The sequence below is a fragment of the Antiquaquibacter oligotrophicus genome (assembly GCF_020535405.1).
Taxonomy (GTDB): Bacteria; Actinomycetota; Actinomycetes; order Actinomycetales; family Microbacteriaceae; genus Rhodoglobus; species Rhodoglobus oligotrophicus.
On the sequence record NZ_CP085036.1, the window covers coordinates 322,028 to 342,970 of the forward strand.

The 20,943-nt window shown below is 63.7% G+C and carries 20 protein-coding genes; 4 read left to right on the forward strand and 16 right to left on the reverse strand.

Annotation, left to right across the window (positions count from 1 at the left end):
* The first annotated feature begins 21 nt into the window (after positions 1 to 21).
* Positions 22 to 714 carry a transcriptional repressor LexA gene (lexA, locus tag LH407_RS01605; protein ID WP_322133038.1) on the forward strand — a complete coding sequence of 231 codons (693 nt, stop codon included), beginning with the start codon at positions 22 to 24 and terminating at the stop codon, positions 712 to 714.
* A gap of 22 nt (positions 715 to 736) precedes the next feature.
* Here lexA and metE read toward each other — a convergent pair whose 3' ends face one another.
* The 3 genes from metE to hflX all read right to left on the reverse strand — a co-directional run bounded on the left by metE (position 737) and on the right by hflX (position 5,687).
* Positions 737 to 3,046 carry a 5-methyltetrahydropteroyltriglutamate--homocysteine S-methyltransferase gene (gene metE / locus LH407_RS01610; RefSeq protein WP_322133037.1) on the reverse strand — a complete coding sequence of 770 codons (2,310 nt, stop codon included), beginning with the start codon at positions 3,044 to 3,046 and terminating at the stop codon, positions 737 to 739.
* Positions 3,043 to 4,020: a methylenetetrahydrofolate reductase gene (locus tag LH407_RS01615; protein WP_322133036.1), complete on the reverse strand. Its 978-nt coding sequence runs from the start codon at positions 4,018 to 4,020 to the stop codon at positions 3,043 to 3,045. The genes metE and LH407_RS01615 overlap by 4 nt, the downstream gene beginning before the upstream one ends.
* A 128-nt stretch (positions 4,021 to 4,148) precedes the next feature.
* Positions 4,149 to 5,687 (reverse strand): GTPase HflX, encoded by a 1,539-nt coding sequence (hflX, locus tag LH407_RS01620; RefSeq protein ID WP_322133035.1) that lies wholly within the window; start codon positions 5,685 to 5,687, stop codon positions 4,149 to 4,151.
* Between the two features lie 43 nt (positions 5,688 to 5,730).
* Between hflX and LH407_RS01625 the strand changes: the two genes are divergently transcribed.
* Positions 5,731 to 6,378: a class I SAM-dependent methyltransferase gene (locus LH407_RS01625; RefSeq protein WP_322133034.1), complete on the forward strand. Its 648-nt coding sequence runs from the start codon at positions 5,731 to 5,733 to the stop codon at positions 6,376 to 6,378.
* Here LH407_RS01625 and dapF read toward each other — a convergent pair.
* The 13 genes from dapF to thyX form a co-directional block, all read right to left on the reverse strand.
* Positions 6,375 to 7,250, reverse strand: coding sequence for a diaminopimelate epimerase (gene dapF / locus LH407_RS01630; protein WP_322133033.1), 876 nt, complete (start codon positions 7,248 to 7,250; stop codon positions 6,375 to 6,377). The two genes, LH407_RS01625 and dapF, sit on opposite strands and share 4 nt — an antisense overlap.
* Before the next feature lie 3 nt (positions 7,251 to 7,253).
* Positions 7,254 to 8,159 (reverse strand): tRNA (adenosine(37)-N6)-dimethylallyltransferase MiaA, encoded by a 906-nt coding sequence (gene miaA, locus LH407_RS01635; RefSeq protein WP_322133032.1) that lies wholly within the window; start codon positions 8,157 to 8,159, stop codon positions 7,254 to 7,256.
* Positions 8,160 to 8,170: 11 nt separating this feature from the next.
* Positions 8,171 to 9,697: a tRNA (N6-isopentenyl adenosine(37)-C2)-methylthiotransferase MiaB gene (gene miaB, locus LH407_RS01640; RefSeq protein WP_322133031.1), complete on the reverse strand. Its 1,527-nt coding sequence runs from the start codon at positions 9,695 to 9,697 to the stop codon at positions 8,171 to 8,173.
* A gap of 15 nt (positions 9,698 to 9,712) precedes the next feature.
* Complete coding sequence (locus LH407_RS01645; protein WP_322133030.1) at positions 9,713 to 10,309, reverse strand: regulatory protein RecX; 597 nt, start codon at positions 10,307 to 10,309, stop codon at positions 9,713 to 9,715.
* A 1-nt stretch (position 10,310) separates the two neighbouring features.
* Positions 10,311 to 11,444, reverse strand: a complete 1,134-nt coding sequence (gene recA, locus LH407_RS01650; protein WP_322133029.1) for a recombinase RecA — start codon at positions 11,442 to 11,444, stop codon at positions 10,311 to 10,313.
* A gap of 270 nt (positions 11,445 to 11,714) precedes the next feature.
* Entirely contained in the window at positions 11,715 to 11,942 is a 228-nt protein-coding gene (locus LH407_RS01655; protein WP_322133028.1) for a DUF3046 domain-containing protein, read from the reverse strand.
* A gap of 63 nt (positions 11,943 to 12,005) precedes the next feature.
* A complete protein-coding gene (locus LH407_RS01660; RefSeq protein ID WP_322133027.1) occupies positions 12,006 to 12,314 on the reverse strand; it encodes a helix-turn-helix domain-containing protein in 309 nt (102 codons plus the stop codon).
* Positions 12,315 to 12,485: 171 nt separating this feature from the next.
* A complete protein-coding gene (locus tag LH407_RS01665; RefSeq protein ID WP_322133026.1) occupies positions 12,486 to 12,962 on the reverse strand; it encodes a CinA family protein in 477 nt (158 codons plus the stop codon).
* Positions 12,955 to 13,551, reverse strand: a complete 597-nt coding sequence (pgsA, locus tag LH407_RS01670; RefSeq protein WP_322134913.1) for a CDP-diacylglycerol--glycerol-3-phosphate 3-phosphatidyltransferase — start codon at positions 13,549 to 13,551, stop codon at positions 12,955 to 12,957. The genes LH407_RS01665 and pgsA overlap by 8 nt, the downstream gene beginning before the upstream one ends.
* A gap of 93 nt (positions 13,552 to 13,644) precedes the next feature.
* On the reverse strand, positions 13,645 to 16,350 hold the full coding sequence (locus LH407_RS01675) for an FtsK/SpoIIIE family DNA translocase (protein WP_322133025.1): 2,706 nt from the start codon (positions 16,348 to 16,350) through the stop codon (positions 13,645 to 13,647).
* Positions 16,351 to 16,443: 93 nt separating this feature from the next.
* Complete coding sequence (locus LH407_RS01680) at positions 16,444 to 18,120, reverse strand: ribonuclease J (RefSeq protein WP_322133024.1); 1,677 nt, start codon at positions 18,118 to 18,120, stop codon at positions 16,444 to 16,446.
* Positions 18,121 to 18,142: 22 nt separating this feature from the next.
* On the reverse strand, positions 18,143 to 19,066 hold the full coding sequence (dapA, locus tag LH407_RS01685) for a 4-hydroxy-tetrahydrodipicolinate synthase (RefSeq protein ID WP_407650651.1): 924 nt from the start codon (positions 19,064 to 19,066) through the stop codon (positions 18,143 to 18,145).
* A gap of 91 nt (positions 19,067 to 19,157) precedes the next feature.
* Positions 19,158 to 19,931 carry an FAD-dependent thymidylate synthase gene (gene thyX, locus LH407_RS01690; RefSeq protein ID WP_322135030.1) on the reverse strand — a complete coding sequence of 258 codons (774 nt, stop codon included), beginning with the start codon at positions 19,929 to 19,931 and terminating at the stop codon, positions 19,158 to 19,160.
* A 49-nt stretch (positions 19,932 to 19,980) separates the two neighbouring features.
* Here thyX and LH407_RS01695 point away from each other — a divergent pair, with 49 nt between their 5' ends.
* Together LH407_RS01695 and LH407_RS01700 are read left to right on the forward strand one after the other, a co-directional pair.
* Positions 19,981 to 20,409: a TlpA family protein disulfide reductase gene (locus LH407_RS01695; RefSeq protein ID WP_322133021.1), complete on the forward strand. Its 429-nt coding sequence runs from the start codon at positions 19,981 to 19,983 to the stop codon at positions 20,407 to 20,409.
* A gap of 21 nt (positions 20,410 to 20,430) precedes the next feature.
* Positions 20,431 to 20,931, forward strand: coding sequence for a DUF4395 domain-containing protein (locus LH407_RS01700; protein ID WP_322133020.1), 501 nt, complete (start codon positions 20,431 to 20,433; stop codon positions 20,929 to 20,931).
* The last annotated feature ends 12 nt before the right edge of the window (positions 20,932 to 20,943 follow it).

Here is a 20,943-nt window from a genome sequence, read left to right on the forward strand (position 1 = left end):
GCGGGGCGGAGATGAGGGACCGTGACCGACGCAACGCCTGAACAGTTCGGCGAAAAACCAGCCACCCGTCGCCGCAAGAGCCTCAGCGAGAAGCAGATGGCCATCCTTGACGTGATTCAGCGATCCGTCGCGACCCGCGGTTATCCGCCGAGCATGCGCGAGATCGGCGACGCTGTCGGCCTCGCATCCCTCTCCAGCGTCACCCATCAACTCGGTCAACTCGAGTTGAGTGGCTACCTCCGGCGCGACCCGAATCGCCCCCGCGCAATGGAAGTACTCATCGACCTTCCCGAGCTGGAAACGGGTTCGGTTGTCGAGAGCGGTGCCCCGTCGGTGGGAGACGCGGCCCTCGTGCCCCTCGTCGGCAGGATCGCTGCCGGAATTCCCATCACGGCAGACGAGCAAATTGATGAGGTTTTCCCCCTCCCCCGCAGGCTCGTGGGCAAGGGAGAGCTGTTCATGCTCAAGGTTGTCGGTGATTCCATGATCGATGCGGCCATTTGCGACGGCGATTGGGTCGTCGTGCGTCAGCAGAGTGACGCCACTAACGGCGATATCGTCGCGGCCATGCTCGACAGCGAAGCAACGGTCAAAGTGTTCCGCCAGCGCGACGGACACACCTGGCTTCTCCCCCGAAATTCTGCGTTCGAACCCATTCTGGGTGACCACGCGGAGGTGCTCGGCAAGGTTGTGGCGGTCCTACGCGCGGTGTAACACCGCCACACCCCTAGGTCCGCTAGACGGTCGCCTTCGCTCGCGCCGCTCGTGTGGCCTCGAGAACGTTGGCGAGTGACTGGACGGTTTCGTCGTAGCCGCGCGTCTTGAGACCACAATCCGGGTTCACCCACACCTGGCGCTCCGGAATGGAACCGAGGGCGATTTCGATGAGTTCGGAGACTTCCTCGACCGAGGGCACTCGTGGAGAGTGGATGTCGTAGACCCCGGGTCCGATGCCACGCCCAAATCCGCTGCGCTTGATGTCCGGCACGACCTCCATCTTCGAGCGAGCCGCTTCGATCGACGTGACGTCGGCATCGAGACGGTTGATGGCGTCGATGACGACACCAAACTCCGAATAACACAGGTGAGTGTGGATCTGAGTGCGGTCCTCTACGCCGGCCGTCGCGAGCCGGAACGAACCGACCGACCAGTCGAGGTAGTCGTCGTGATCCTTCTTCTTGAGGGGGAGCAACTCACGCAACGCCGGTTCATCGACCTGAATGATTCCGATGCCCGCCGCTTCGAGGTCCGCGATCTCATCGCGCAAGGCGAGGGCCACCTGGTTCGCTGTCTCTCGCAGCGGTTGGTCATCACGCACGAACGACCAGGCCAGGATCGTTACCGGTCCCGTGAGCATGCCCTTCACGGGCTTGTATGTGAGGCTTTGGGTGTACGTCGACCACTCGACAGTGATGGGCGCAGGACGTGAGACGTCGCCCCAGAGGATCGACGGGCGCGTACAGCGCGATCCGTAAGATTGCACCCAGCCGTTCTGCGTCACCGCGAAACCGTCCAGATTCTCCGCGAAGTACTGAACCATGTCGTTGCGTTCGGGCTCGCCGTGCACGATGACATCGAGGCCGATTTCCTCCTGGAGGTCGACGACTCGACGGATCTCGGCACGCATGGCCTCCACGTAGTCATCGTGGCTGAGTTCGCCCCGCACGAGTGCAGCACGAGCCTTCCGGATGTCGCCGGTCTGGGGGAAAGACCCGATCGTCGTCGTCGGCAGGAAGGGGAGATGCAGAGCCTCCTCCTGCGCTGCCAGCCGCGCGGAGTAGTCGCCGCGCGAGAAGTCGCTCGGAGTGAGGGATGCAGCGCGCTCGCGCACGGCGCCGTCGTGCACGCCCGCTGCCGCGTGACGGGCTTCGAGGGCATCCGTGGCCGCTTGCAACTCGTCCGCAATGGCATTCCGACCCTCGGTGAGACCCTTGGCCAGGATCGACACCTGGGCCACTTTCTGATCGGCGAAGGCGAGCCAACTCTTCAACCAGCCTTCGAGCAACGGCTCATCCTCAACGTCGTGTGGCACGTGGAAGAGGCTCGTCGATGTCGACACGGCCACGTTCGGGTTTGAACTCCGCAGTCTCTCGAGCGCGGAAAACGCGTTGTCGAGGTCGCCGCGCCATACGTTGTGTCCGTCGATGACCCCGCCGACGAGAACCTTGTCCGTGGTGAAGCCCGACGGGAGTGAGCCCTTGACCAGATCTAGCCCTATAGCCTCCACGGGCGTTGACGCGAGCACGGGGAGTGCGTCGTCGAGCGAAGCATAAGGCGACGCAACAAAAATGGCGGGCCGCACGACCGAAGACCCCAGCGCCTCGTAGGCGCGGCGAGTGGCCTCGAGAACGACCTCACGAGGTACGTCAATGCTCTCGCTCACGAGCGCAGGCTCGTCGAGTTGAACCCATTCCGCGCCGGCTGCCGTCAGTGCCGCGAGCAACTCGGCATAAACAGGGAGGAGGTCGTCCAGACGATCGATCGGCTGGAAATCCGCCGGGGCACCGTCGCTCGGCTTGCTCAGGAGGAGGAAGGTGACGGGACCGACGATGACGGGTCGAGTGCGGTATCCCGCGACCGTCGCCTCCGCCACCTCGCGCACGAGGCGATCCGATGCCAGGTGGAAGTCGGTCTCCGGACCGATCTCCGGCACGAGGTAGTGGTAGTTCGAGTCGAACCATTTCGTCATCTCGAGGGGTGCGTCCTGACCCTCGCCTCGCGCAATCGTGAAGTAGCCGGCCAGGTCGACGGACCCGTCTTCCTTCACCAAACGCGCGAATCGTTCCGGCACTGCACCTACTGTGACGGCGGCGTCCAGGACCTGGTCGTAGAAGCTGAACGCCTCGGGAATGGACGAATCGGATCGCCCGAGACCGAGGGAGACGAGCCGCTCACGCGTTGCCGCTCGGAGTTCAGAAGCGGACTGCTCCAGTTCCTCTGCGCTGATCTTTCCTGCCCAGAAGGCCTCGACCGCGCGCTTCAGCTCGCGTCGACGGCCGATGCGCGGGTAACCGAGGATTGTGCCGGTGGGGAATGAGACGGTCATGCGATGTCGCTTTCTTCCAGTGATGGGTATCGTGCCGCGTCATCGAGGAGTCCGACCCCGCGAAGCACGGCGAGAGGTGCCGAATGTTGGTTGAAGGTATACAGGTGAAGGCCGGGGGCGCCCCCGTCGAGTAGTGACGTCCCGAGCTCGATCGCGTGGGCGATTCCGACGCGTCGCTGGGCTTCCTCGTCGCCAGCGCTCTCGAGCGCACGGTGGAGGTCAACGGGAGTCTCCTCGCCCGTAAGCTCGATGATCCGCTCCAGGCGTCGGATGCTCAGCACGGGCATGATCCCGGGCAGGATTCGCATCGTCACTCCCGCCTCGCGTGCACGCTCGACGAAGCTGAGGTACTCGTCCGCGTGGAAAAACAACTGGGTGATCGCGAGATTCGCACCCGCGGCTTCCTTGGCGAGCAGGGTGTCGAGATCCTGCTCAACCGATCGCGATCGCGGATGGCCGTTCGGGAACGCCGCAACCGCAATCGTGACCTTCTCGCCGCTCTCCACTCGTTTGGCACCGGGGAATCCAGGCACATCGCCGAAGCGGAAGGGCTCCCGCTCCTTCTGCACACGATGGATGAGTTGCACGAGCTCGCCGGCACTGCCGAGGTCACCGAGGAAGTCATCATCCTCTGTCGACCCCGCTGGCGGGTCTCCCCGAAGGGCAAGGAAGCTCGTGATGCCGGCATCCAGGAACTCCCGGATGAGCCCGCTGGCCTCCGCGTAGGAGGAACCAACACACGTCAGATGGGCCATCGGTTTGACCGACGTCGTCGACAACATGTGCGTGAGCACGGCAAGGGAGAGTCCTCGGGTCGAACCACTTGCGCCGTACGTCACCGAGATGAACTCCGGCGACGCAGCCACGAGTTCTGCGATCGAGGCATACAGCGCGGCCTCGGCGTCACCCGATCTCGGCGGATAGAGCTCAAACGAGAACGTCGGGCGCGCGGGGAAATGCGGTCGCTCACTCACGTCGCACACACCCTCCGGTAGCCAGAACTCTGCAATCCGTTGGGGCGGGTGCCGGGCTCGGCTGTCGCACCTGTCGGGGTCACCCGACATGACGAGTCTAAGCAGCCGAGCCCGGCGATGACGCAGTGTTACGCCGACACAACAAACGCTTCGAGTTCAGCTGTTCGTCCGGGGTGGACGAGGGCACGAACACGAGTTCCCGACTCTTCGTACTCGGTGCTGAGCACCCTGCCCTGGACATGGAGGCGCGAGATGATCTCGCCACGGTCGTAGGGCACGAGGAGGTCGAGTTCGATTTCGGGGCTCGGGAGGAGCTCCGCGATCTGCGCGAGCAACTCGTCGACACCCTCGCCGGTGCGCGCCGAGACGAACACACCATTCGGCTCCAGGCCGCGAAGCACGAGTCGGTGATCGTCGTCGGCAAGATCTGACTTGTTGAAGACAACAATCTCGGGGATGTCACGAGCGCCCAGTTCACCGATGACGTCGCGGACGGTGGCAAGCTGACCTGCCGGATCCGGGTGCGACGCATCAACGACGTGGACGATGACGTCGGACTGACCGACCTCCTCGAGAGTCGAACGGAATGCCTCCACCAACTGGTGCGGCAGGTTTCGAACGAAGCCGACCGTGTCCGCGAGTGTGAACAGACGACCGTCTGGCGTGCTCGAGCGGCGGACCGTGGCATCCAGGGTTGCGAACAGAGCGTTCTCCACGAGCACTCCGGCGCGTGTGATGCGGTTGAGGAGACTCGATTTGCCTGCGTTCGTGTACCCCGCAATGGCCACACTCGGCACCTCGAAGCGGTTACGGTTGGCCCGCTTCGCTTCGCGAGCAGGAGCGAAGCCCTTGATCTGGCGGCGGAGCTTGGCCATGCGCGAATGGATGCGACGTCGATCGAGTTCGATCTTCGTCTCACCTGGTCCGCGGCTCCCCATTCCCGTTCCGGCGCCGACCTGGCCACCGGCCTGGCGGGACATGGACTCACCCCAACCGCGAAGTCGCGGAAGAAGGTACTCGAGTTGCGCGAGTTCGACCTGCGCCCGACCCTCGCGGCTCTTGGCGTGCTGAGAGAAGATGTCGAGAATGACCGCTGTCCTGTCGATAACTTTCACTCGCACGACGTCTTCGAGCGCACGGCGCTGACTCGGGGCGAGCTCAGTGTCGGCGATGACCGTGTCGGCTCCTGTTGCAGCCACGACGTCCCGAAGTTCCTCGGCCTTTCCCTTACCGAAGTACGTGCTCGGGTCGGGGTGCGGCCGGCGTTGAAGCAGCCCGTCGAGAACCACGGCGCCCGCCGTTTCGGCCAGCGCCGCCAACTCGCGCAGGGAGTTCTCGGCATCCTGCACTGTGCCAGCGGAGTAGACCCCGATGAGGACAACGTTCTCCAGGCGAAGCTGTCGATACTCAACCTCGGTGACGTCCTCGAGCTCGGTCGAGAGGCCAGGTACGCGCCGAAGCGCCTGCCGATCCTCTCGATCGAACTGCTCGCCGTCGCGAAGATCCTCGTAGTGGGCATCGTCCTGGAGTGCAAGCGCGGTTGCCGATCCGAACCGCGACACCGTTGCCGCCTGCGTGGACTGCCGCACCAGCACACGCTCCGCATCGCTCTGCTCGGCGGCGTCGTTGCCCGTTGCGGCGGATTGCGAAAGTTTGTCTGTCGTCATTGTGTGTTAACCCTATTTCTCTTCTCTTCGGTAAGTTCTCTGCATGGCAAACGAGCACTACTTCTCTTCTTCCCCGGGAAGTGAGCTCAAGCCGCGGACCGTTCACGTGCGCATCGCCGGTGTTGACCGCGACGTGATTACGGCGGGTGGCGTCTTCAGCCCCGACCGCATTGACACAGGCACACAGGTGCTCCTCGCGAGCGTCCCTCCCCCACCACCGGGCGGAAACCTTCTCGATCTCGGATGCGGGTGGGGGCCGATTGCCCTCACACTCGCAACGGAGTCACCTCACGCGACGGTGTGGGCAGTGGACGTCAACGAGCGCGCACTCGATCTTGTGCGGGCTAACGCCGAAAAACTGTCCATGACAAACGTCAACGCGGTTCTGCCTCAGGATGTTCCCGATGACGTCGTTTTTACTACCCTCTGGTCGAACCCGCCGATTCGGGTGGGCAAAAACGAGCTTCACGGCCTCCTCGAGCGGTGGCTTCCCCGTGTCGAGATCGGTTCGGATGCGTGGCTTGTCGTCCAGCGCAACCTTGGTTCCGATTCCCTCCACCGCTGGCTGCAAGCTCGGTTCCCGGAGGACTTCTCTGTCGTGCGGGCCGCAACAAACAAGGGTTATCGCGTGCTGCGAGCTCGGCGGCGAACGGGCATGACGGCGCCCATCGAGGTCATCGAGCCCGACTAGACCTCCAACACCCCACTGAAAACGAGTTCAGCGGGGCCACTCAGGGAGACATGCTCGCCCTCTTGCGTGGGAAACATGCGCACTCCGACGCGGCCGCCCGCCACGTCGACGCGCCACTGGTTCGGCGCGCCCTCCCCGGCCCAATAGCGCGCCGCGAGAGCGGTCGCTACAGCTCCGGTGCCGCACGAAAGCGTTTCTCCGCTGCCGCGCTCGTGCACGCGCATCCTCACATGGCCGACCCCGTCACTGACAAGGGGGTCGGCGGCGACCATGAACTCGACGTTTGCACCGTTCTCCGGTACGGGATCGAGCAATGGTGCGTAGGCGAGATCGGCCTCCTCGAGTTCCTCCTCGGTCGCCAGAGCAACAACGACATGGGGGTTTCCCACATTGATGCCGAGTCCGGGCCGCGCCACGGGTAGCTCTTTGGCGCGCACAAGTGGCTCACCACCGTCGAGCTTCCATCTGCCGAGGTCCGCCGAGAAACCGTCCGTCGCCAGTTGCACGTCACGCACACCGCTTCGCGTACCGATCGGGAGCGTCTCGCCCGGGCTCAGCGTTGCGAGCTCGTTCTCGAGGAGGAACCGGGTGAAAACGCGTATTCCATTGCCACACATCTCTGCAATCGAGCCATCGGCGTTGCGGTAGTCCATGAACCATTCGGCGTCCGGGTCCTCGGCGAGTGCTGCAGCACCCGCCTCGAGGTTGCTGCTGCGGACCGCTCGAAGGATGCCGTCGGCGCCCACGCCGAAATGGCGGTCGCAGATGGCGGCGACTTGCGCCGCCGTGAGATCGGTCTCGCCTTCGGGGTCCGCGAAAAGCACAAAATCATTTCCCGTGCCTTGGCCCTTGGTGAAGGCGATCGTGGTCATGTCTCAATCCTGCCGTATGTGCCGGTCGGCATCGCTCACGAGGGTCGGGCTGCCCGAGCGAAGTGCCACGGCATTGGGGTACCGCTTGAACCAGCCCACCTGGCGTCGCGCGTACCGGCGTGTGAGAGCCGCGGTCTCGGCGATCGCCTCATCGATGGTTGCCGCGCCGTCGAGATGGGCGAGCGCCTGCGCGTAACCGATGGCACGGCTGGCCGTCACACCCAGACCCCCGGGACGTAATCGGCGCACCTCCTCAGTGAGACCGCTCTCGAACATCCCCGACGCTCTGCTGTCGAGGCGGGTGACGAGCTCATCCCGGGGCGACTGCAGAAAGAAGATCACAGCGTCGCGCCACGGGGGCCGGTTCTCCGGCAAACCAGCGCCGAATGGCTCACCGGTCATCTCGATGACTTCGAGTGCGCGAACGATTCGCCGCCCGTTGTGCGGCCCAATCGAGGCTGCTGCCGCCGGGTCGAGGAGGGCAAGCCGCTCGAAGAGAAGACCGGGGCCGCGATCACGGAGTTCATTCTCGATCCGTGCCCGAATATCGGGATCGGTTCCGGGGAACTCGAAGTCCTGGATGACACTGGAAACATAGAGTCCGGACCCTCCCACGAGGATCGGCACAGCACCCCGCGCCTCGATCTCCTCGACGGCGCGGCGGGCTTCACGCTGATACCGCGCTACCGACGCCTCCTCGCTGGGATCAAGCACGTCAAGGAGGTGATGGCGGATCCCCCGACGTTCCCCCATAGGCACCTTTGCCGTGCCGATATCCATGCCGCGATAGAGCTGCATGGCATCCGCGTTGACGATCTCCGCATCACCGACACGCTCCGCGAGGTCGAGCGATAGCGCACTCTTGCCGGTTCCTGTTGCCCCGACAATGACGATGAGGCGTTGGCCCACGACAGAGGTTTTCAGCGGAGGCCGTCGGCCGTGTCGTAGATCGGGGTCGTCGCAACGCGGAGCGTCGGAAGACCGAGCGAGATCCGCGCTGACGACGGCTCCGCCGAGGGAACGGCGCACGATTCGGCCTCCGCTCGATCCCAAGCATCTCCCGATCGGGTCCTGCGGATCTCGAGCGTTCCGTCCGGGGAGTCCGCGATCAGGTAGAACGGTGCGGCCGAGGTTACCTGAAGCGTGACAACGTCGCCGGGGCGCGGCACACCGCTGCCCTCCGGCACGTCGAAGTGCACGAGCCGCGAATCCTGAGCTCGCCCGGAGAGACGATGCGTCTGGTCGCTCTTGCGGCCCTCAGCAGCCGTCACCATCACGTCGACCTTACGGCCGATGAGACTCTGGTTCTCCTCGAGCGAGATCCTGTCCTGAAGGGCGGTGAGGCGGTTGTATCGCTCCTGGACGATGGACTTCGGCACTTGGTCCGCCATCGTGGCCGCTGGTGTTCCGGCGCGCACCGAGTACTGGAACGTGAAGGCCGACGCGAAGCGTGCTTGCTCGACCACGCGCAGTGTGTCGAGAAAGTCTTCCTCGGTCTCGCCGGGAAAGCCCACGATGATGTCGGTGCTAATCGCGGCGTGCGGGATGCGCGCTCGAACCCGGTCAAGGATGCCGAGGAATTTCTCCGAGCGGTACGAGCGTCTCATCGACTTGAGAATGCGGTCGGAACCAGACTGGAGCGGCATATGCAACTGCGGCATGACGGCCGGCGTCTCGGCCATCGCATCGATGACATCGTCGGTAAACGCTGCCGGGTGGGGGCTCGTGAAGCGCAGACGTTCCAGGCCCTCAATCTGACCAGCCGCGCGGAGGAGTTTTCCAAACGCCTGCCGGTCCCCGAACTCCACCCCGTAGGAATTGACGTTCTGCCCAAGCAGGGTGACCTCTGTTACGCCGTCGTCAACGACCGCCTGAATCTCAGCGAGGATGTCGCCCGGTCTGCGATCTTTTTCTTTGCCTCGGAGGGAGGGCACAATGCAGAACGTGCACGTGTTGTTACATCCGACAGAGATGGACACCCACGCGCTGTGAGTCGACTCCCGCTTCGTCGGCAGAGTAGATGGGAAAACATCGAGCGATTCGAGGATCTCGAGTTGAGCTTCGTCATTGTGCCGGGCGCGCTCGAGAAGTGTCGGTAGCGATCCCATGTTGTGGGTGCCGAAAACGACGTCGACCCACGGGGCCTTTTCGAGGATCGTCGCCTTGTCCTTCTGAGCGAGACAACCGCCGACCGCGATCTGCATGCCCTCGTGCACACGCTTAGTCGAGGCCAGTTGACCAAGATTTCCGTACAGCTTGTTGTCTGCGTTCTCGCGAACGGCACAGGTGTTGATGACCACGACATCGGGATCGCCGTCGGTCGCTCGAACATAGCCTGCAGCTTCGAGAGAGCCACTCAGTCGCTCGCTGTCATGCACATTCATCTGGCAACCGAAAGTGCGCACCTCATAGGTGCGCACGCGAGTCGCGTCCACGATCGACGTCATGATCCCATGCTACGTCTAGCGGAACACGGGCCCCGTCGATGCTGCGCTCTCGAGCGACCGATCTGTGGCGATCATCGCGATACCTGCCGAGTAGCCCTTACGCAGGAGGAAGGCACTCAATCGTCGCCTGGCCGTATCGCGATCGAGCGAACCAAGCTGGCGCGCGCGGCGAGCGGCCACCTGCAGCGCGCGGTCCAGTTCGGTCTCGTCGTGTTCTGCGCTCTGTGAGAGAACAGCGTCGATAACGGAACTGTCGATTTTGCGGCGCCGCAACTCAGCCACAACTCCCGATCTCCCGAGTCCCTTGCGATCCCGGAGTGTGCTGAGGAGTGATTCGGCAAGCACCCGATCGTCGAGGAGTCCGACGCTCAACAACCGATCACACTCCTGCTCAACCTCGGCGGAATCGAAGTCGCGCCGTACGAGGAAGTCGCGCATTTCCGCAATCGACATGCCCCGCCTCGCTAAGGCGCGCATGCTCACGTTATTGATGCGCTCGAACTCGCCATTCCGGCCGGGTTCGCGGTCGTTTCCTTCGTCGTGTCGTGGCTGTTCTGGTTCGCCGAACAGCCACGACACGGGAGCGAGGCGATCGCCGTCGTCGATCGGCACGTTACTTGCCGACCACCTGCAGGGAGGGGGCAGAGTCGACGGACATGACGGGAGCTCCCTTCGAAGCCGCGGTCTTGGCCTGCTTGCCGGTAGGGGCAGGTGGCGCCTCGGGGGCCCGGCCTTGCGCTGCGCGGGCTTCTGCACCGATTCCGAGCTTGATCATGATCTTCTGTTCGATCTCGCGTGCAATCTCGGGATTCTCGAGAAGGAAATTACGCGAATTCTCTTTGCCCTGACCGAGCTGATCGCCGTCGTAGGTGTACCACGCGCCCGACTTGCGGACGATCTCATGCTCGACACCGAAGTCGAGAAGGCTGCCTTCGCGGGAAATGCCCGTGCCATAAAGGATGTCGAACTCCGCCTGTTTGAAGGGCGGTGCCATCTTGTTTTTGACGATCTTGACGCGCGTGCGGTTACCGACGGCATCAGTTCCGTCTTTGAGGGTCTCGATGCGACGGATATCGAGGCGAACCGATGCGTAGAACTTGAGTGCCTTACCGCCGGCCGTCGTCTCGGGGCTGCCGAAGAAGACGCCGATCTTCTCGCGGAGCTGGTTGATAAAGATCATGGTCGTGTTGGTCGAACTAAGACCACCGGTGAGCTTGCGGAGCGCCTGCGACATCAATCGAGCCTGCAAACCAACGTGCGAGTCACCCATCTCGCCTTCGATCTCGGCACGAGGCACGAGGGCAGCCACCGAGTCGACAACGATGAGGTCGATCGATCCCGAGCGGACAAGCATGTCGGCGATCTCCAAAGCCTGCTCACCGGTGTCGGGCTGCGATACGAGAAGCGAATCGATGTCCACCCCGAGCTTGGCTGCGTACTCGGGGTCGAGCGCGTGCTCGGCATCGATGAAGGCAGCAATCCCACCGGCTCGCTGCGCATTTGCAATCGCGTGAAGGGTGAGGGTCGTCTTACCGGATGACTCGGGACCGTAGATCTCGACGATGCGGCCTCGGGGCAACCCTCCGATTCCGAGAGCGACATCGAGGGCAATGGACCCGGTCGGGATGACCTCGACAGGTGCACGCTCGTCGCTGCCGAGACGCATGACGGAGCCCTTGCCGAACTGGCGGTCAATTTGCGCGAGAGCCGTCTCAAGGGACTTCTCGCGGTCTGCTGCTGATGGCATCTACTTCTCCGGTTCTGTTGCGACTCGTCCTGTCGACGACTCGATGTCTGCTGCCCATAGGCTGTCGCGCCGCGTACGGACCGATCGTGCAAGGTCCGCAGCCTCCCGACAAAGGCTGGTGGTGCTCGCAAGTCACGCTACGCCGAAGCTCCGACATTGCTGTCGCAGCGTCCAGCGTGTTGTGGATGCAAACCGTCTTCGATGAGACGGTAGGGAGAAGTTATCAGGATTCGAACCAGTGTTCGATAGGTGCGCGGCGTGTCGGAACGCTTATCCGCGCCGAGGGTCACGGCGGCCGACGCCGTATCGACGTTCCGGCGGTATATCCATCGCCGCGCACAGGGCGAGCCAGACCTCTCGTGGTGGACGCCCCTTAGCCAGCGCCTCATCCGCTGTCAGGCCGTCGAGTGCACCCAAAACAAGATCCCGTGTGAGGACACGACCGTAGCCGTCCCCGAACTCCTCGGCGACAGCCAACCAGAACTCGCTCAGACGCATGACACAACGGTAGCCGCACGCACAAGGATGCCCCGGCCTTGGCCGGGGCATCCTTGAAGCTGGTTAGCGGGTGACCAACCCCGAATCGAACTCCGCGACAAGCTCGTCGGGGAGGATGTCGGGGACGGGGCTCACACCCTCGATAACGGCGAGACGATCGCCGACCTCACGCATGATGACGGAGATCGGAGTATCGAGCGCCTCGGCAACGGAGGCGAGAATCTCGGAACTCGCCTCTTTCTGCCCGCGCTCCACCTCGCTGAGGTAGCCGAGCGCAACGCTCGCCTTGCTTGCGACCTGACGAAGGGTACGACCCTTCTGCAGGCGGAAGTCACGGAGAACGTCGCCCAATTCCTGTCGAACCAGAACCATGGGACCCTCCTTAGTGTGCCTGACTGTGCGGTCGAAATCTCATATGCAGCTAACGCTGTGGGTAGCTAAGACTACAGCCACCCGGGTACATGAACTCTAACCACCCAAATCTGTACGGTGCTTGTGAACTCGTCATCTGTAACGTGATCGAAACGGGCCGTATTCCCTTCGTCACGTCAGCGCCTCGGCGAGGCTCAGGAGAGCTTCGGAGACCGTGGCTTCACGGATTGCATGGCGGTCTCCCGAGAGCATGACACGGCGAGACGACACAACATTTCCGACCGCAATCCCGATGTAGACCGTTCCGACGGGGGCATCTCCCTGAGGGTCGGGCCCCGCCACGCCAGTGGTAGCGACCCCGACATCCGCTGGGCGCCCATCGACCGCGAGGACCGTGCGAACCCTGTCGGCCATCTGCCGGGCGACATCGCCGTCGACGGGGCCCCTCTCCGCCAGAAGCTCGCTGTCGACACCCAGCACAGAATGCTTGAGGCGGGTGTCGTAGGCCACGACCCCTCCCAGCACGGCGTTGGATGCGCCGGGAACATCGATGAGCCTAGCGACAAGCATCCCGCCGGTGAGCGACTCCGCGACCGCTAGGGTCAGCCCTCTCTCCCGAAGCAGGGAGATAATCGCGGTCTCACGCACGTCGGCGGTTTCCGCGCCAGGCCTGGATCAGATAATCCGCACCCGTGACAACGGTGAGCACGAGGGCAATCGCCATAGCAACGTAGTTCACCCACAGGATCCACGGTCCGACCACGGTCGCGAGAGGCAAAAGGAAGAGCGAGATCGCGACCGACTGGAAAATCGTTTTGAGTTTGCCGCCGCGTGACGCGGGGATGACCCGATCGCGCAGAACAGAGAATCGGAACACTGTGATCCCGATCTCGCGAACGAGGATGACGATGGTCACCCACCACCACAACTCACCCAAGATCGACAGCATGACAAGCGCTGCTCCTGTCAGCACCTTGTCGGCGATGGGGTCGAGAATGATGCCCACATTGGTGACCAGATTGCGACTTCTCGCGAAGAATCCGTCCACGCCGTCGGTGGCGATGGCGACAATGAAGAGTCCAGCGGCAAGCCACCGCAGCAGCCCGTTGTCCCCGTTGTCTGCGGCGAGCAGATAAACAAAAACAGGGGCGAGCAGGATGCGAACGACGGTGATGATGTTCGCGACGTTCCCATTGCTGGCCGGGGTGTCGCCACGCGACGACACACGGCCGCGCATCGAATCCCGCACCGCCGCCGCCCTCTCCGCCGAGGTGCGACGTTCACGGGCGGGCGCCACGTCGCGGGACTCCTCCGGCTCAGGCTCCACGGTCTACTCCCGGTCGGTCAATTGCCACGCGTCCTCGTCGGACCCGCTGTCGACCACATCGTATCCGCTGAACGATTCCTCGACCTGATCGCGCGGCGACGTCGACGTCGGAACCCCCGCGGGTGCATCCTGCCCTCGCAGTTTCGCCAGCACCCCCGGCAACTGTTCGGCTGTGACAAGAACATCCCGCGCCTTCGAACCCTCGGACGGCCCCACGATCTCACGAGACTCGAGGAGGTCCATGAGGCGCCCCGCCTTAGCGAAACCGACGCGGAGCTTGCGCTGCAGCATCGAGGTGGAGCCGAACTGGGTACTCACAACGAGTTCGGCCGCAGCGAGCAGCAACTCGAGGTCGTCGCCGATATCGGAGTCGATGTTCTTCTTCTCAGCGACGGCCTCGACATCGTCGCGGTACTCGGGCCTCGCCTGGCCGATGACGTGCTGAACAACGGCGGCCACCTCGCTCTCTCCGACCCACGCGCCCTGGACGCGGATGGCCTTCGACGAGCCCATCGGCAAGAAGAGAGCGTCACCTTGACCGATGAGTTTGTCGGCGCCGGGCTGATCGAGGATGACCCGGCTGTCGGTCATGCTCGAGACTGCGAAGGCCAGGCGCGATGGCACATTCGCCTTGATGAGGCCCGTCACCACGTCCACCGACGGACGTTGCGTAGCCAGCACCAGATGGATGCCCGAAGCGCGAGCCAGTTGTGTGATGCGCACGATCGAATCCTCGACGTCACGCGGTGCCACCATCATGAGGTCGGCGAGCTCATCAACGACAACAAGGAGGTAAGGGTAGGGCGAGAGCTTGCGCTCGCTTCCGGGCGGGAGCACGATCTCGCCCGCGAGTACCGCGCGGTTGAAGTCGTCGATGTGGCGGAATCCGAACGACGCGAGGTCGTCGTACCGCATATCCATTTCCTTGACGACCCAGGCGAGCGCCTCGGCCGCCTTCTTCGGGTTCGTGATGATCGGCGTGATGAGGTGGGGCACTCCCGAGTAGATCGAGAGCTCGACTCGCTTCGGGTCGATGAGAACCATACGCACCTCGGCCGGCTTGGCGCGCATGAGAACCGACGTGATCATCGAATTGACGAAACTCGACTTTCCGGAGCCCGTAGAACCGGCGACGAGAAGGTGGGGCATCTTCGCGAGGTTCGCGACGACGAAACCGCCCTCCACGTCCTTGCCGAGACCAATGGTCATCGGGTGCTCACTCGTGGCAGCGGCCTTTGACCGCAGCACATCGCCGAGGGAGACGATCTCACGATCCTTGTTGGGGATCTCCACCCCGATCGCGGACTTGCCGGGGATCGGCGAGAGGATGTTGACCTCGTTGCTGGCCACGGCGTAGCTGATGTTCTTCGCCAGAGCCGTGACACGCTCCACCTTGACGCCGGGGCCGAGCTCGAGCTCGTATCGCGTTACGGACGGTCCACGGCTGAAACCGGTGACCGCGGCATCCACCTGGAACTGCTTGAGCACCTCGGTGATTGCGGCAACCACCTCGTCGTTGGCCGCGCTCCTCGACTTGGGCGGAGTCCCAGCCGAGAGAAGTGATGCTTGTGGGAGGCGATACGCCGCAGCCGGGCGCGCGGGCTGTGCGGGTGTTTCGAATTCGCCCGCCTTGCCCTTCTCGCTCGCCGACGTGGCGAATCCGGGCAGGACGCCTGACCCGTCATCGCGGATGCTCGTCGCACCCGGCGGCGTGCTCTCGACGAAGTCCTCCACCGCGGACTCCGCGCTCTCGAGTTCCTCGAGGAGGTTCCACGAGCTCTCGCTCAGAGGCTCGATGACCTCGGTCTCCTCCGCGATCACCTCGGTCTCGTCCTTGGACAGGACGGGGCTATCAAAAGCAGGCTCGGCCGAAACGGACTTGTTGCGCCGCCACCACGGCAGCGAAGCAGGATCGTCGTCGAGTCCGAGATCGCCCAGCGTGCCGAACTCCGAATCGGCCGCCTCGCCGCGCCGAGCGGCCTTAGCGGCAGCACGTTCGGACTCGTCGGGTAGCTGAGCCCCGAAGAGATAGGCGTACAGCTCCCGCAAGCGCGAACCCACTCTGTTCGGCGGAGTTTTGGTGATGATGAAGATCGACAGCACGATGAGTAGCGAGAGAACAATCGTCGCGAGGATGCCCGTGCCGAGGAAGATGAGCGGACCCGCGAGTATCCACCCCACGATGCCGCCGGCGCGAGCAAGTACCTCCATGCCGTCGGTGGGCTGAGGCTGGCCACCAAAGGTGTGACAGAGCCCGCTGATCGATGCCACGAGCACGGTGACACCGATGCCGATTCGTGTGTTGTCATGGACGCTCGACGGGTGACGGAACAGCCACACGGCGAAAAAGAGCATGATGACGGGAAGCGCGAAAGCTACGCGTCCGAGGAGTCCACCGAAAGTCCAGGTGTCGAGGGCAATCGCGACGGGGTCGTCCGGGTTGAACCATTCGACGATCGCCCCGGCGACAGCGAGAACGAAGATCAGGAAAGGCACACCGTCGCGACGCTCCTCCTTCGCGAGCGTCTCCTTGCCGAGCACGCGGAACGCTCCGCCGGTGGCATGCGCGAGACCCATCCACGCCTTCGTGAGAAGGCCTGGCTCCTCGACCGGGGGCTGTTTGCCCCGCGGGAGGCGCTTGGTCGGTTGTGTTCGACCGCGCATCGACGACGTGCGCGCGCGCGACGAAGACCTGGTGCTCGTAGCCATGCGGTCAACGGTAACCGCGTGGGCTGACTCAGACGGGCAACGACACCCTCCGCAACAACCCCTGGACGACGAGGCTAGACCTCGATGACGAGGCTACGCCTCAATGACGACCGGGACGATCATGGGGCGACGGCGGTGCTGTGTGTTCACCCAGCGGCCGACCGTACGACGCACAACCTGCGAGAAAGCGTGGGTGTCGCGAGTTCCGTTTTCCGCGGCATCCGTGAGGGCCTTGACGATCTGTGGAAGCACATCGTCGAAGACCCCTTGATCTTCGGCGAAACCGCGCGCCTGAATCTCGGGCCCGACGATGACCTTGCCGGTCTGCGGATCGACTGCCACGAAGATGGAGATGAAGCCCTCCTCGGCGAGGATGCGGCGATCCTTCAGATCCGCGTCCGTGATCTCGCCAACACTCGACCCGTCCACGTAGACGTATCCGAGGTCGAGCTGACCGACGATCGAGGCGACACCGTCGCGCAGATCGATCACCGTTCCGTCCTCGGCGAGGATCGTGTTCGATTCGGGAACCCCCGTCTGGATGGCGAGGTTCGCATTCGCCACCAGGTGACGCTGCTCACCGTGCACCGGGAGCACATTCCTCGGCTTGAGGATGTTGTACACGTAGAGCAACTCGCCGGCCGCGGCGTGCCCCGAAACGTGGACACGCGCGTTCGCCTTGTGAACGACGGTTGCGCCGAGCTTCATGAGGCCATTGATGACGCGGTACACGGCGTTCTCATTACCCGGAATGAGACTCGACGCGAGGATGACCGTGTCACCCTTGCCGACCTCGATCTGGTGCTCAAGATTCGCCATCCTGGCAAGTACCGCCATCGGTTCGCCCTGGCTTCCCGTGGACATGTAGACGAGCCGGTCATCGGGCAGATCGGCGGCGCGCTTCGCGTCGAGCAGCACCCCGTCAGGAACTTTGAGGTAACCAAGGTCAGCCGCGATCCCCATGTTGCGCACCATGGAGCGCCCCATGAGCACAACCTTGCGGTCGTTCGCGACGGCGGCGTCGAGAACCTGTTGGACGCGGTGCACGTGACTGGAGAAGCTCGCGACGATGACACGACGCGGGGCCTTGGCGATAACGGCCTCCAGGACGGGCCCGATATCGCGCTCGTTGGGTGTGAACCCGGGCACGTCGGCGTTGGTGGAATCGGAGAGGAAGAGGTCAACCCCTGCCTCCCCCAACCTCGCGAAGGCGCGCAGGTCGGTGATCCGATCGTCCAGCGGCAGCTGATCCATCTTGAAATCGCCGGTGTGGAGTACAACACCAGCAGGCGTCGAGATGACAACGGCGAGAGCATCCGGAATCGAGTGATTGACAGCAACGAACTCGAGATCGAACGGACCGAGTCGCTCGTGCTGGCCCTCACGCACCGTGAGCGTGTACGGCGTGATCCTGTGCTCCTTGAGCTTCGCCTCGATGAGGGCGAGGGTCAGAGTGGAACCGATAAGGGGGATGTCCTGCTTGAGCTTCAGCAGGTAGGGCACCGCACCGATGTGATCCTCGTGGCCGTGCGTCAGCACGATGCCGACAACGTCGTCGAGGCGATCGCGGATGGGCGTGAAGTCGGGCAGGATCAGGTCGACACCCGGCTGGTGCTCCTCGGGAAAGAGCACGCCGCAGTCGACGATGAGGATCTTGCCGTCGAACTCGAAGGTCGTCATGTTGCGACCGATCTCGCCCAGCCCTCCGATCGGGGTCACCCGAAGGGTTCCCGGCGGCAACGGCGGCGGCGTGATCAATGAAGCTGGCATCTCTCCAGAGCCTACCGTCGCATCAGCGTGTCGTGCCCGCGACCTTCGGAAGGGCGCCACCGGCTGCAGCGTTGCGGTCCGGACGGAAGTTGTCGAACGAGACACCGGGGATGCTGCGCACGAGATCGAGTTCGTCCTCAATCTGCGCGGCCTCCCACTCCTCCGGACCCACGAGCGGAAGCCGCACGCGAGGGCTCGAGATACGGCCGAGCCCGTGGAGGATGTACTTGGAGGCAACCGTGCCGGGAACGTGTGTCATGGTCGCGCGCACGAGCGGCTCAAGGGATTGATGCGCAGCGGTAGCAGAGCGCAGATCGCCCGCGTTGACGGCGTCCACCATCTGCCGGTACGGCGTTGGAGCGATATTGGCTGTCACACCGATGAGGCCCGTCGCACCGATCGCGAGGCTCGGCAGAACGTTTGCGTCATCGCCGCTGAAATACATCAGATCCGTCTGGTTCAGTACCCGGCTCACCTCCGAGAGGTCACCCTTCGCGTCCTTCACGGCCAGGATGTTCGGGTGCTTGGCAGCACGCAGGATGGTCTCGTAGCGAATCGGCACACCGGTGCGACCAGGGATGTCGTAGAGAATGACGGGCAGGTCCGTGGCGTCGGCGATCATGCGGAAGTGCGTGAGGATGCCAGCCTGGGTCGGCTTGTTGTAGTACGGCGTGACGATCATGTTGCCGTCCGCGCCGGCCTGCTCGCTCTTTTTGGCGAGCTCGATCGCGTGCGCCGTCTCGTTCGAGCCACCACCCGTGATGACCTTGGCACGGTCACCGGACACGGCCTTCGCCACCTCCACGAGACGGATCTTCTCGGGGTCGGTCAGCGTCGAGGTCTCCCCCGTCGTGCCCGTAACGACGATGCCGTCCGCCCCGGCGGTGATCACGTCGTCGATGTGCTTCTCGACGTCAGCCCAGTTGACCTCACCATCGGCGTTCATGGGCGTCACCAGGGCAACAAGAACCTGGCCAAAAGGGTTATCGAGCGTAGACACGCACCAAGGTTATCGCGCGACGAGTCGGCCGCGATGACTACGGAGCTACCCGACCGTTCTCATTGAACGCGGCATAGGTGAGGGGCATGAGTTCGGCCCACTGCGCTTCCATCTGCTCCGCCGCCATCTCGATCTCCCGCTGGGGGAATGATGGGAAGTGGGTGCCCTCGCGCTTCGTGCGGAGGGAGAGGAAGTTCATGAGCGATCGCGCGTTCATCGTGACGTACATCGACGAATAGATCGACAGCGGCAGCACGATCCGTGCGACCTCGCGGGCGATGCCCGCGTCGAGCATCCGCTGGTAGGAGGCGTACGCCTCGGATGCCACGGCCTTCGCCTCGTCGACAGCTAACTGTGACTGTTCGGGGCTGCCGGGAAGGAACTCGTAGGCACCGGCCTTACCTACCTGCACGAGGTTGCGATCGGGGCCCGGCACGTAGAAAACGGGGTTCAGCTCGCGGTAGCGGCCGCTTTCCTCGTTGTAGGAGGCGATGCGGTGGCGCATGAACTCACGGAAGACGAAGATCGGCGCCTGTACGTAGAAGGTCATCGAGTTGTGTTCGAACGGGGAGCCGTGACGGTCCCGCATGAGGTAGTTGATGAGCCCCTTGCTACGCGAGACGTCGGCCTCGGCATCCTGCGCCTGCTCGAGCGTCTGCTCACCTTGCGTCGACACGCGTGCCGCGAACACGACATCGGAATCCTGGGCACTCGAGCGAACAAGCTCGACTGTCACATCGGAACGGAACTGGACCTCGGGCTTCGACTCATCAGGCACGGCCTTCACCATAGCGAGAGATGCGCGCGTCATAAGCCGCAACACTCGGGACAGAAGGCCTCCGCGCTCCTACATTGGCGATATGTCACCGCTCGTCGTCGCAGCAGCACTGATCGTGCTCGTCTCCGCGACCACGGCGGTGGGTCTGCTCTGGCGTCACACCCAGGGCCGAGCCGTTCGAGTGCACGACGGGAGTGTTGTCAGGGCGTCTGACCTGCCCGGCCTGCGCCGGTTGCCTCGCGGTGTCACGCTTGTGCAGTTCTCTACGGATGTGTGTGCACCGTGCCGCAGTACGCACGCGGCACTCGACCGCCTGGCTTCCGAGAATGACCGCGTGACACACATCGACGTTGACATCACAACGCGACCAGACATCGCCAGTCGATTCCGCGTGCTGCAGACGCCGACGACTCTCGTTGTCGACGAGCGAGGGGCAATCCGTGCCCGCATCGGTGGCGCGCCCCGACTCGACGCGCTTCAAGCCGAACTCGATCGGGCACTCACCGCCTGATCCCTACCCGAGGAGATAGCCATGACCGCCACCGGAATCGACCCCCGCAGCCCTCGGTTTGGCGCGGGTATCACCGCCGTCCTCCTGCTGGTGGTCATAGCCCTCGCGCTAGCAACACCCCTCGGCTCAACCATCGGGGCCCGCCTCGTGGAGCCGGCCTTCATCGTGTTCGCGGTCATCTCGGCGCTCTTCGCGTGGGGAGCGTTTGCGGGCATCCGTCGCCATCCCTACGGTGTGCTGTTTCGGCGTCTCATCCGGCCACGCCTGGCTCCGCCGACGGAGCTCGAAGACCCGACCCCACCAACGTTTGCACAGGGTGTCGGTTTCATCATCACGTTCGTTGGGCTCGCCTTGCACCTCGCGGGAGTACCGTTCGCCATCGTTGTCGCGGCCTCAGCGGCCTTCGTTGCGGCCTTCCTGAATTCGGTGTTCGGATACTGCCTGGGATGCCAGATCTATCTCGCACTCGCACGGACGGGAATCATCGGCAAGAGGGGTGCCTCCGAGGCGTCGTCGGCCTAGTCTGGGTTCGAC